Source organism: bacterium (genome assembly GCA_024228115.1).
Lineage (GTDB): Bacteria > Myxococcota_A > UBA9160 > UBA9160 > UBA6930.
In genome coordinates, this window is the sequence record JAAETT010000244.1 from 22,539 (window position 1) to 34,349 (window position 11,811).

The following is an 11,811-nucleotide window of genomic DNA, read 5'->3' on the forward strand; positions in this document are numbered from 1 at the left end:
CGTTGGCTAGGCGGCCCCGCAGCATTTCTTGAACTTCTTTCCGCTTCCGCAATAACAGGGGTCGTTGCGGCCGATCTTGCGAGGCGCCGCACCGCCCTGCGCCCCGTCCTGCCCTTCCTGGGATTGGGGAAGGCCCGGCCGCCCGGCCTGTGCCTGTGGCCTCGGCGCCACCGCCGGTTGCGCCTGAGGATCGGGAAGCGCGAACTTGAAGACGATCTCCGCAACCTCGTGATCGACGCGGGCATTCATCTCCTCGAAGAGTCCGAAACCCTCGCGCTGATACTCGAGCTTCGGATCCTTCTGGCCGTAGCCACGCAGGCTCACCGAATCCCGCAACCCATCCATGGCGTGGAGATGGTCCTTCCACTGACGGTCGAGGATGTCGAGCAGGATGCGTCGCTCCCACCAGGTGAAATCCGGGTAGCCCCTCTCGGCGTATTCGGCGGCCCATCCATTGCTCTTCGCTCGCTTGGCTTCGAGCACCTCATGCAGCTTCTCGAGGATGCCCCGGCCCACCACGTCGCGATCGCGCTCGGCCCGGCCGTCGACCACGAAAGGCTCGCCCATGGCGTCGCAAGCGACGCCAAACTGCCCTTCGAGAGATGCGGTCAGATCGATCCGGCCCTCCTCGTCGGGCTCGCCCTTGGCAGGCCAATAGTTGCCGAGCGTCGATACCAATACGCCTTCGACGATTTCGAGAACCTCCTCGTGCAGATCCTCACGCGCCAGGATTTCGCGGCGCTTGCCGTAGAAGGCATGGCGCTGCTTGTTCATGACATCGTCGTAATCGAGCAGATGCTTGCGGATATCGAAGTTGCGGGCTTCGACCTTCTTCTGGGCGTTCTCGATCGCCTTCGAGATCATCTTGTGCTCGATGGCCTCGCCTTCCTCGAGCCCGAGGCGTTCCATCCAGGGCGTGATCCGCTCGGAGCCGAAGATGCGCAGCAGGCCGTCTTCGAGTGAGAGGAAGAACTGGGAAGAGCCCGGATCTCCCTGGCGCCCGGCACGACCCCGCAGCTGATTGTCGATCCGGCGGCTCTCGTGGCGTTCGGTTCCGACGATATGAAGGCCGCCGGCCCCCACCACTTCCTTCGCCTCGGCGAAGCATTGGGTTTCGAATTCCGCCAGGCGCTTGGGGTAATCCGGGTGATCCTTGTCGCCACCGCATTTGGCCAGGGCCATGAACTCGGAGTTGCCGCCGAGCACGATATCCGTACCGCGGCCAGCCATGTTCGTGGAGATCGTCACCGACCCCTTACGGCCGGCCTGGGCAACGATTTCCGCCTCGCGCTCGTGCTGCTTGGCGTTCAGCACATTGTGCTTGATGCCGCGTTTCTTGAGTCGCTTGGCCAGGCGCTCCGAGTTCTCGATCGAGATCGTGCCCACCAGGATCGGCTGGCCCGTGGCGTGACGCTCCTTGATGTCGTCGATCACGGCTTCGAACTTTTCGCCCTCGGTCTTGTAGACGACGTCGGCCAGGTCATCACGGATCATCGGGCGGTTCGTCGGCACCACCGTCACATCCAGGTCGTAGATCTTCGCGAACTCAGGCGCCTCGGTATCCGCCGTGCCGGTCATGCCGCCGATGCGGTCGTACATCCGGAAGTAGTTCTGGAAGGTGATCGAGGCGTAGGTCTGGCTCTCGCTCTGGATCGGGATGCCTTCCTTGGCTTCGACCGCCTGGTGGAGGCCGTCGGACCAACGTCGGCCATCCATCAACCGGCCCGTGAACTCGTCGACGATCACGACCTCGGGCCGACCGCTCGAATCGCTTCGCCGGACGACGTAGTCCACATCCTTCTTCTTCAAGGTGTGGGCCGAAAGCGCTTGTTGCACGGCATGCAGCACGGGCAACATCTGCGGATCGTAGAGGTTCTCGATCCGCATCAACTTCTCGACGGAGTGAACACCCTGCTCGGTGAGCGTCGCCTGATGATGCTCTTCATCGACCCAGTAGTCGCCGGTTTCTTCGATGCCCTTGCTCGCCTCACCCTTCTGACCGACACGCAGCCGCGGAATCAGCTGATTGGCAATCCGATAGACATCGGTGTTCTGCTCGGAGGGACCACTGATGATGAGAGGCGTACGCGCCTCATCGATCAGGATCGAATCCACTTCATCCACGATCGCGTAGTGCAGCTCCCGCTGGACGCAGTACTCGAGGGCCGGCTTCATGTTGTCGCGCAGGTAATCGAAGCCGTACTCGTTGTTCGTGCCGTAGGTAATGTCGGCTGCGTAGCTCTGCTTTCGCTCGGGCTCTGCGAGGTTGGGAATCACCACGCCGACCGAGAGGCCGAGAAAGCGGTGAACCTCGCCCATCCACTCGGCATCGCGGCTCGCCAGGTAGTCGTTCACCGTCACGATATGCACACCGCGGCCTGACAACGCGTTCAGGTAGGCCGGCAGGGTCGAGACGAGCGTCTTGCCCTCACCGGTCTTCATCTCGGCGATGCGGCCTTCGTGCAGCACGATCCCACCGAGCAGCTGCACATCGAAATGACGCTTGCCGATCGCCCGCTTCATGGCCTCGCGGACCGTCGCGAAGGTCTCCGGGATCAGCTCCTGGAGCGGCTCGCCATTTTCGATGCGCTGCTTGAAGGCCGGGGTGCGGCTGCGCAGATCCGCATCGGAGAGCTTCTGCAGCTCCGGCTCCAGGCCATTCGCCGCCTCGACGAGCGGGAGCATCCGCTTCAGATCGCGATCGTTCTGGCTTCCGAGGATCCGCTTCAGGAATTGCATGAGGGGAAGCCGCGCTCCCTGAGGGTTTGAGGGACGGAAGTTAAGGAAGGGCCCCGGAGGGAGCAACGAAGAGGCAACCGGGGGCCACTCGTGCCCCTTGGCGAGCCCACCCTAGTCACGGCTTCGCAAAGCGCAATCGCAGCTTCCCGATCTGGATCTCGTCCCCATCGCGCAGCGCCCGCCGATCGCGCTTCTTGCCGTTGACCAGGGTCCCATTCGTGCTCCCCAGATCCTCGACGAAAAAGCCGCCTTCAGAGGCCCAACCGATGGCCGCGTGAGCCCGGGAGATCGTCGGCTCGGCCAGGATGGCGTCGGCAGTTCGGCCACGCCCGATCACGAACCACTCGCTATCGACCGGGATCTCCAGGCCTTCGTAGAAGCCCCGGAGGACGACCACCGAGGCCCCTGCCGGTACCCGGCTCACGCCTGCCGACCGCTCTGCTGCCACCCCTGCCGCCATGTCCCACGCCCCTTGAAGCGGGCCGGCAACTCCGGCTGGCCGGCCCCAGTCTTCCATCGGAGGGGCTGGAGGCGAACTTGACCGCCCGGCGCCCCAGGTGCGCTAGCGGCTGCGGGATTTCGTCTTTCGGCTCGGGGGCTTGGCGCGATCCAGCAGGGCCCGGGCGTGCTCCCGTGTCTCGGCGCCCGGGGCCTCGCCTCCGGCCATGCGGGCGATCTCCTCGATCCGGCCCTCTGGGTCGAGCGCGACGACGTGAGTGAGCGTCCGACCGTCCGCCTGATGCTTCTCGACCCGGAAGTGCCGGGCCGGTTGGGCTGCGATCTGAGGAAGGTGCGTGATGCAGAGGACTTGATGATCTACTGCGAGGGAGCCAAGCACCCCGCCGACCCGCTCGGCCACGGCGCCTCCGATCCCTGCATCCACCTCGTCGAAGACCAGCACCATGCCGGTCGTCTCGGCTCGCAGGACGTTCTTGAGTGCCAGGAAGACCCGCGAGAGCTCTCCCCCGGAGGCCACCTTGCGCAGCGGCCGGGGTGTCTCGCCCTCGTTGGAGGAGAACAGGATCTCAGCGGTCTCGGCTCCGCCTGGCCCACAGGGCAGGCCGGGCTCAGGCGCAACGGGTGTCAACGCAACGTTCACCTCGGCCGATGTCATGGCGAGGGTTCGGGCGCCCGCCTGGGCCGCCTCGGCCAGACCCTTCGCAGCTTTGCGCCGTGCGCGGCTGAGCTTGGCGGCGCGCTTCGCCACCTTCTCATGCTCCGCGGCCTGCTCGGCTTCGAGCTTGCCCATCCGCTCGTCGCTGCTGCCCAGAGAGAGAAGCTCGGCCGCTGCCGTGTCGCGGAAGGCCAGGATGTCTTCCACCTGGTTTCCGTACTTGCGACGCAGGCGCTCGAGCTCTTCGATCCGGTCTTCGACGGCGGAGAGCCTGCCCGGATCAGTCTCGACCCGCGCCGCATAACGCTCCAGGTCGCGTGCAAGGTCCGCCAACTCGGCCGTGGCACCGGTCAAGCGCTCGGCCGCATCGGCGAGGCTCGGGTCGAGTTCGGCGAGGGCCCCGAGGGACCGTTCCGCCTCCGCGAGCTGGTCGCCAATCGCCGTGCCAGCCCCGCCCGACGGATCGCCGGAGAGTGCCACCACCACATTCGCCGTCTCGCCGCCAAGACGCTCCGCGTGCACCAGCCGCTTGTGTTCCACGTCGAGCTGCGCAGCTTCTCCCACATCGAGGGCAGCCTCGTCGATCTCGCGCACTTGAAAGGCGAGGAAGTCCTCGCGCCGAGCGCGCTCCTCGGCTTCCGTTCGCAGGGCCGAAAGCTCGGCCTGACGCTCGCGCAACCCCCGCACGCCCTCTTCGACGGCCTGCCGATCGGCCAACAAGCCGCCGTGGTGATCGAGCAGGCGCCCCTGAAGCTCTGGGCGCAACAGCGACTGGGAAGCGTGCTGGCTCGAAACTTCGAGTCGCCCGCCGAACAATTCGGCGAGCGTGGAGATGGGCACGAGCTGGCCACCGACCCAGGCCCGCCCCCGGCCACCTCGCTGCAAACTGCGGCGGACGATCAATGCGTCGTCTTCTGCCTCGAGTCCCCGTTCGGCCAGGCTGGCCGCGAGATCCGTCAGTCCCGCGATCTCGAAGACAGCTTCCACCACGGCTTCATCGGCACCCTCGCGGATCGAATCCCGGTCCGCGCGCGCACCGGCCAACAACCCGAGCGCGCCGAGGACGATGGATTTTCCTGCCCCGGTCTCACCGGTCAGCACGTTCAAGCCGGGTCCGAATTCGATCTCCAGCTCCTCGACCAATGCGAGTTGTTGAATCCGCAGGCGCTCGATCATGCCAGAAGGCCCCTCTGCGAATCTGCCGTGCGTTCGATCACGCGACACCCCAGCCGAGCTTGGTGCGCAGGACGTCGAAGCGTGAGCGAAACGGAGACACGACGAAGTGTGCGGGATGCGAGGAGGCCTCCACGAGCACTCTGTCGCCGGCCTCGAGGGTCAAGGCAACCTGACCATCCAGGGTGAGCTGGGCCGTGCCTTCGCGCGGGAAGACGTGCATCTCGAGGCGCGAGGTATCGGGCAACACCACCGGCCGTTGAGAAAGGCCGTGGGGGCAGATCGGTGTAAGGACCAGGGCCCGCGAGCCCGGCATCAGAATCGGCCCTCCTGCCGAGAGGGTGTACGCCGTCGAGCCGGTGGGGGTTGCGACGATCAGGCCGTCCCCGCGGTAGGTCGTCACGGGTTCGCCGTCGGTCCAGGTCTCGAGATCGATCATCCGCGAGAGATCACTGCGGTTGATCACTGCATCGTTCAGCGCGAGTTCTTGCATCAGCTCTTTTTCGCCGCGCATGGCGCGCACCCGAAGCCTGGTGCGGCGAACCACAGCCAAGCTGCCCGCCAGCACCTCGTCGAGAACAGCGTCGAGCTCTTCGGGCGCCACTTCGGCCAGGAATCCCAAGGCACCCTGATTCACTCCCAGGATCGGAACCGGTCGGGCGCCCGCCTCCCGCGCCACGGCGAGCAACGTGCCATCCCCGCCGATCACGATCAGCAGATCCGCCTTTTCCGCCAGGGCTCCGCGTCCGACGCCCTCACCGCCCAGAATGGTGGCGGCCTCCGGATCCAAGAGGGAATCGACACCGCGCGCCGCAAGCGCGTCGAGCAGGTGCCGTGCTACGCCGGCCCCATCCGTGGCGCCGGGCTTCAGACACACGCCCACCGTTCGCACCGACGGGTGCGACGTCACCGGATCATCCTCGTCGCCAACTTGCCTCCAGCCTCCGAAGAACAGATCCCGGTAGAATAGGGACCCGATCGCGCAGAGGCCGGGCCTGCTGGCTCGGCCCGTCGCCGGCTAGCGGTAGTAGGGCGCCAGCTTGATCAGAGCGACGCCGACCGGCGTCACCTTCGCGAGGATGTCGTCGGCGAGCAATGCTCTCCGACCATTCTCAGCCGCATCATTTCGCAGCAGCTCGATGCGCTTGAAGCGAGGCAGGGTTTCTTCTTTGCCTTCACCGCTCTCCAAGCTCTTCGAAAGGCCCCGAGCGGCGGATGTGAGCATGCGGACATCGTCCTTCGCTCGATAGAACGACTTCTGATTGGCCGGGTCGAGATTGGAAGGTGTCTTGGCGACGGCGTCCTTCAGCGCCATGCAGGCCTCTGAAAGCTCCTCGGCGTAGCTCGTCACCCGCTCCTGGTTCCAGTCGGCGACAGGCTCATCGTCCCGTGCCAATGCCGCACCGGCTCCCGCCAGCAAAGCCACCCCTGCAAACAATGCAACAATTCGTCGGATGCGCATCAATCCCTCCTGTTCCGGATCCAAGGTGCGACCCGGGGCCTGACGCTATCACGAGTCAGGCGGTGCATACACCCGCGATCCTCAGTATTTGCGCTCGGAATCTGGGTCTTCTTCCACCCGGATATCCAGCCTGCGCTGACTCGCGCGCCGCATGCGCTCGATCTCCGCCCACATCACCAGCTCGCGAGTCCGCTCTCGAAGGGCCTCGAGGCGACGCTCCTGGAGCTCCACTTCGACGGCGCCAGAGTGCAGGACGACCGTCCGTTCGACGACCCGTTCTCGCCCATCCCGATGGTGGGCCCGGACGAGCACGCGGTTCGGTCCCTCGACCAGCTGGACGAGGCCGTCGAAACTCCCGTCCGGGAACGTCCTCACGGCCCGCGCCGGAACGCCGGTGGTCGCGTTGTGGATTTCGATCGAGGCGAGATCCACCAGATCGAGGCGCCGCAGCAGGCCCGCCACATCGGCCGGTGACTCGACCCGATGCAACTGGCCCTCGCTCCAATTCGCCATCTCCCCGAGAATCGCCTCGGCCTCGATGGCCTTGGGGCCCACCGCGAACGGATGGACCCGAATACCGCGCATGCCCGCTTCCCGCGCGGCGAGCATCGCGCGAACGTCAGGCCCATCCCGGATCGGCAAGGTCGGGCGTCCATCCGTCAGCAAGACGATGATCTGCTCGCGCACCGGAGCCGGTGCGTCGTCGGGCGCCAGAGCCAGGGTCGCCAGCTCGACCGCCCCCGCCAGATTCGTTCCTCGGAGATGCTCCGGTGCCGTGACCCGGATTTCGGCAAGGGCGCGGCGCAGCGCTACCGGGGTCGATCCAAGCGGCGCCGCCCAGCGAGCCTCGTCCGAGAACACGATCAGGCCGACCCGGAAGCGTCGTGGGTCGAGCCGTTCGATCAGGGCGCCAGTGGCCTCCAGCTCCGCAGCAAGAATCGAATCCTCCAGGTCGAGTCCGTCACCCAGTCGGACCCTCAACCGCGGGGGTAGATTGCCGCGCCGCTCGAGAGCCGCCAGCCAATCCGAATCGGTCTGACCGCCTTCGCCGTCCCCGTCCCCGTCCAGATCCGCACCACTCGGTTCGAGGGTGCTATCCGAAAGGTCGATCGCCACGACCAGGTCGAAGCCTGCCCGACCCCGCGTACCCGCTTGTCCTGCAACCTCGAACAACCCAACCGTTTGGACCGGCACATCGGCCGCCGGCGATCGCACGCGAAGCCAATCGCCGGCCGAAGCCCCGGGCGCCGCCACGCCCATGAGCAGCAGGATCTCGATGATACGACGCCAACGGACCATATGAGGCGAACCCTCCGATCGCGTTAGAGTAGAGCGCATGGGCGACGGCGACTCCCTCGAACTCTTTCCTTCTGCCGACGCGCCGGAAGCCCGGCCCGCCTCGTCCTCCCATCCGGCCCAACCCGCGCGCCCCCTGGCGGAACGCATGCGCCCCCGCAGCCTGGACGAGGTGCTCGGCCAGGATGCCCTGCTCGCACCTGGCGCCCCTCTTCGTACGTTGATCGAAGGAGGTGAGCTGCCTTCCCTGCTGCTTTGGGGCCCCCCAGGAACAGGCAAGACCACGCTTGCACGCCTTCTCGCGAGCAGCCCAGATTCCGCCAACAACCCGGATTCTGCAAACAACCCGGGTTCGGACTTCGTTTCGCTCTCCGCCGTCGTGGCAGGCATCAAGGACGTGCGCGCCATCGTCGCCGACGCAGAGCGCAATCGGCGTCTCGGCCGCCGTACGGTCCTCTTTCTGGACGAGATCCACCGTTTCAACCGTGCCCAGCAAGACGCATTGCTTCCCCACGTGGAGGCCGGGACCATCACGCTGGTCGGCGCGACCACAGAGAACCCCTCTTTCGAAGTGATCGGGCCGCTGCTCTCACGCACCCGCGTCTTCACGCTTCAGGCGTTGGGTCCAGCCGACCTCGTCGCGCTTCTGGAAAGCGCATTGACCGACGAGAAGAGAGGCCTCGGCAGGAGCGGTGTCGAAGCCGACCCGGAGGCCCTTCGCGCCATCGCCGATGCCGCTGATGGCGACGCGCGGCGCGCGCTGGGAATGCTCGAAACGGCCGTCACCGTCCACGCAGCCTCCGGGAACGGCGCCATGCTCACTCCCGAAATGGTCCGCGATGCGGTGGGAAGGCGCATGCTGCTGCACGATCGCGACCGCGAAGAGCACTACAACGTCGTCTCCGCCTTCATCAAGAGCCTTCGGGCCAGCGATCCAGATGCGGCCCTCTACTACCTGGCGCGCATGCTGGAAGGCGGGGACGATCCGCTCTTCCTGGCGCGGCGATTGGTGGTCTTTGCCTCGGAGGACGTGAGCAACGCAGAGCCGGCCGCCCTCCCCCTTGCTCTCGCCGCCTACCAGACGATCGAGCGTATTGGCCTGCCCGAGGGGCGTCTTACCTTGGCCCAGGCAACGACCTTCCTGGCGGCAGCTCCCAAGAGCAACGCCTCCATGCTGGCCCTCGACCGCGCCACCGAAGCCGTGCGCCAGTTCGGGAACGCTCCCGTGCCGATGCACTTACGGAATGCACCCACGGGCTTCATGAAGGAGCAGGGCTACGGCGAGGGATATCAATACCCCCACGACCAGCCGGACACGTTCGTCGCTGCCCGCAACCTGCCCGAAGCCCTCGGCGATGCAGAATTCTACCGGCCGACCCGCTTCGGGAAGGAAGAGCTCATTGCCGATCGTTTGGCTGCCTGGCGAGAGAAGCGACGCCGAGAGGATCGTTAGGCCAAGCACCCAGAAACCGGGAGCCACCCCGGGAACCCCCCAGCAAAACCCCGGCTTTCCACCCTCGGAGCCGGGTTTTCCCCCAGTCACGGACTCAGCCTGAGCTGCCGACAAGCAGGCCATGAGGGGGCTTCAACGGCGACGCATCTTCGAGATCCTCAGCCCCGGGACCGCGGGGGACCGAACCAGTCGCGCTTGCGACGCGGCCCTGATGGTGCTGATCGTGCTGAATGTCGGCGCGGCGATCGCAGAATCCGTCCCGTCCATCAGCGCAAGATACGGCAGCGCCTTCGCGGTCCTCGAGTTCTTCTCGGTGATGGTCTTCACCGTCGAATACGTGTTGCGCGTAGCCACGATCGTCGAAGGACCGGACCCACGCTTTCGATCCCCCGTCGTGGGCCGCCTGCGATACATGGTCTCACCAATCGCCGTCACCGATCTACTCGCCTTCGGCCCCTTCTATCTGACCGCCTTCGTCAATATCGACCTGCGGATACTGCGCGTCCTGCGCTTGATCCGGATCTTCAAGCTCGCCCACTATTTTTCGGCGCTCAATATTCTGCTCGATGTGATTCGTACCGAGCGTCAGGCCTTTGGCGCGGCCTACTTCGTGGTGTTGCTTGGATTGCTGATGGCCAGCAGCGGCGTCTATCTCTTCGAGCACGCAGCCCAGCCGGAGGCCCTGGGATCGATCCCGGACGCCATGTGGTGGGCCGTCGCCACGCTCACCACCGTTGGCTACGGCGACGTCACTCCGATCACTCTGGGTGGCAAGGTCTTCGGTACCTTCGTGATGATCCTGGGGGTCGGGATCGTCGCCGTACCCACAGGCATCCTCGCCACGGGTTTCGCGCTCGAGCTCAGCAAGCGCCGCGAGCGGTATCTCCAGGAAGTGCTGATCGCAAGTGCAGACGGCGTCATCGACGACGCCGAGCGCGCACACCTGGAAGAAGTGCGGCAAGCCCTCGATCTCAGTCCAGCCAATACGAACCGCATGCAAGAATCTCCCAGCTTCCTCGCATCGGCCCCGCAAGCCGTGCCGTCAATCGAGTGCCCTCATTGCGGCGAGCTGCTGACGGACCCCGTAAAGGAAGCGCTACCGGAATTCGACTCGTAGGATCGGATCGCGAAGCCCCGACCATTCGGGAATCAGACTGCGACAAACTGCCGATGCGGCCAATCTCGCCACACTCGAATGGGGAAATCTGGTCCAATTCGCGACACCTCTTCCGGCTGATTCGCCGTCCCCCCACACGGCAGACTCGCAGAGAAATCGGTCGAGGGCTTCTGGGGATGCCCAGGGGCTCCAAACTCGCGTGTTCGCATGCGCCTCTCTTGAACCGGGAAAATGACACGTACTTGGCCGGCGTCTTGCTTCTGTTGAACGTGCCCAGATCAACCGGTGGGCCAGGAGGCCGCTTCACCCGCGCAGACGATGCCCGGGCATCCGTCGCCGCCCAGCCTGGAGCAGGAGCCAAGACCGCATGAAGGAATCGGAACGCACAGCGAAGAGGATCGGCAAGACCGTCGGGAACCTCCCCCTCCCGGCCAGGGTCATGGGTCGAAACTGGATCAACGAAGTCATTCGCGGGATGACGAAGCGCGACCGACATCGGATCCTGCGTGCTGCCCTTCAGGCCTACATCGAAGCCGAAACGCTCAAGCCCTACCAGGCGGAGCTCATCAAGATGCAGGAGCACCTCGAGCAGAACGGCGGAAAGGTCATCATCCTCTTCGATGGCCGCGACGCCTCAGGCAAGGGTGGCACGATCCGACGCGTAACGCGGTACATGAATGAGAAGCACTACCGCACCGTGGCACTCGGAAGACCGACCGAACAGCAGCAGACCGAGCTGCATATGAAGCGCTACATCGAGCAATTTCCCCACGCTGGAGAGATCGTCCTCTTCGACCGGAGCTGGTACAACCGGGCCATGGTGGAGCCGGTGATGGGCTTCTGTACTCCCCGTCAGTACCGGGATTTCATACGAACCGTCAACGACTACGAAGAGAGTTTCGTAAGCGACGGCAAGACCACACTGATCAAGCTCTACTTCTCGGTCTCCAAGGACGAGCAGGCTCGGCGTTTTGCGAGAAGGCAGCACGATCCCTTGCGAGCGTGGAAGCTCAGCGAGGTGGACCTCCAGGCCCAGAACCTCTGGGGAAAGTTCACCAAGAAGAAGCTCGAACTCCTGGAAAAGACCCACACGAAACTCAATCCATGGTTTGTGATCCGATCGGACCAGAAGGCCCTCGCTCGCATCGAGACCATCAAGCTGATCCTGCGATCGGTCCCCTACAAGGGCCGGAGTCGAACCCTCGATTTCAAACCGAACGAAGATGTCGTCATTCCCGGCGACAAGGAGGCGAGGCAGATGCGCCGTGCGTACCGGCTCCATGGAAAAGTCGAGGGCTGACGAGACCCTCTCCAGTAGCTAGTGATATGATTCATAAATAAAGGGCACTATTGGACTATCCACGTTACCCTCGCGGCGAACGGCCAGAGGGGCACGATGCGGGTCGCAGCCGAGATTCACCTCAGCAAGAGCCAGCGGGCGACGCTTCAGCAATGGT

The 11,811-nt window shown here is 64.9% G+C and carries 9 protein-coding genes; 3 read left to right on the forward strand and 6 right to left on the reverse strand.

Annotated elements, in window-relative coordinates; genetic code table 11:
- Positions 1 to 6: 6 nt before the first annotated feature.
- From secA to GY937_11555, 6 genes are all read right to left on the reverse strand, one after another.
- Positions 7 to 2,739: a preprotein translocase subunit SecA gene (gene secA / locus GY937_11530; protein ID MCP5057341.1), complete on the reverse strand. Its 2,733-nt coding sequence runs from the start codon at positions 2,737 to 2,739 to the stop codon at positions 7 to 9.
- Between the two features lie 115 nt (positions 2,740 to 2,854).
- Positions 2,855 to 3,199 (reverse strand): FHA domain-containing protein, encoded by a 345-nt coding sequence (locus GY937_11535; protein ID MCP5057342.1) that lies wholly within the window; start codon positions 3,197 to 3,199, stop codon positions 2,855 to 2,857.
- 102 nt (positions 3,200 to 3,301) lie between these two features.
- On the reverse strand, positions 3,302 to 5,029 hold the full coding sequence (gene recN / locus GY937_11540; GenBank protein ID MCP5057343.1) for a DNA repair protein RecN: 1,728 nt from the start codon (positions 5,027 to 5,029) through the stop codon (positions 3,302 to 3,304).
- A gap of 37 nt (positions 5,030 to 5,066) precedes the next feature.
- A complete protein-coding gene (locus GY937_11545; protein MCP5057344.1) occupies positions 5,067 to 5,918 on the reverse strand; it encodes an NAD(+) kinase in 852 nt (283 codons plus the stop codon).
- Positions 5,919 to 6,044: 126 nt separating this feature from the next.
- Entirely contained in the window at positions 6,045 to 6,488 is a 444-nt protein-coding gene (locus GY937_11550) for a hypothetical protein (protein MCP5057345.1), read from the reverse strand.
- A gap of 81 nt (positions 6,489 to 6,569) precedes the next feature.
- On the reverse strand, positions 6,570 to 7,787 hold the full coding sequence (locus GY937_11555; protein MCP5057346.1) for a VWA domain-containing protein: 1,218 nt from the start codon (positions 7,785 to 7,787) through the stop codon (positions 6,570 to 6,572).
- Positions 7,788 to 7,824: 37 nt separating this feature from the next.
- On the opposite strand from GY937_11555, the gene GY937_11560 reads away from it, so the two are divergent.
- The 3 genes from GY937_11560 (at position 7,825) to GY937_11570 (ending at position 11,654) form a co-directional block, all read left to right on the forward strand.
- Entirely contained in the window at positions 7,825 to 9,237 is a 1,413-nt protein-coding gene (locus tag GY937_11560; protein MCP5057347.1) for a replication-associated recombination protein A, read from the forward strand.
- Positions 9,238 to 9,358: 121 nt separating this feature from the next.
- The gene (locus tag GY937_11565; protein MCP5057348.1) at positions 9,359 to 10,354 is read left to right on the forward strand and encodes an ion transporter; all 996 of its coding nucleotides are present in this window, start codon (positions 9,359 to 9,361) and stop codon (positions 10,352 to 10,354) included.
- A 439-nt stretch (positions 10,355 to 10,793) separates the two neighbouring features.
- Positions 10,794 to 11,654 carry a polyphosphate kinase 2 gene (locus tag GY937_11570; GenBank protein ID MCP5057349.1) on the forward strand — a complete coding sequence of 287 codons (861 nt, stop codon included), beginning with the start codon at positions 10,794 to 10,796 and terminating at the stop codon, positions 11,652 to 11,654.
- Positions 11,655 to 11,811: the final 157 nt, after the last annotated feature.

What these genes read in the sequence shown, in the direction of transcription:
- recN (MCP5057343.1), bottom strand. Translation starts at nt 5,029, where the DNA reads ATGATCGAGCGCCTGCGGATTCAACAACTCGCATTGGTCGAGGAGCTG.
- GY937_11570 (MCP5057349.1), top strand. Translation starts at nt 10,794, where the DNA reads ATGGGTCGAAACTGGATCAACGAAGTCATTCGCGGGATGACGAAGCGC.
- GY937_11550 (MCP5057345.1), bottom strand. Translation starts at nt 6,488, where the DNA reads ATGCGCATCCGACGAATTGTTGCATTGTTTGCAGGGGTGGCTTTGCTG.
- GY937_11535 (MCP5057342.1), bottom strand. Translation starts at nt 3,199, where the DNA reads ATGGCGGCAGGGGTGGCAGCAGAGCGGTCGGCAGGCGTGAGCCGGGTA.
- GY937_11555 (MCP5057346.1), bottom strand. Translation starts at nt 7,787, where the DNA reads ATGGTCCGTTGGCGTCGTATCATCGAGATCCTGCTGCTCATGGGCGTG.
- secA (MCP5057341.1), bottom strand. Translation starts at nt 2,739, where the DNA reads ATGCAATTCCTGAAGCGGATCCTCGGAAGCCAGAACGATCGCGATCTG.
- GY937_11565 (MCP5057348.1), top strand. Translation starts at nt 9,359, where the DNA reads ATGAGGGGGCTTCAACGGCGACGCATCTTCGAGATCCTCAGCCCCGGG.
- GY937_11560 (MCP5057347.1), top strand. Translation starts at nt 7,825, where the DNA reads ATGGGCGACGGCGACTCCCTCGAACTCTTTCCTTCTGCCGACGCGCCG.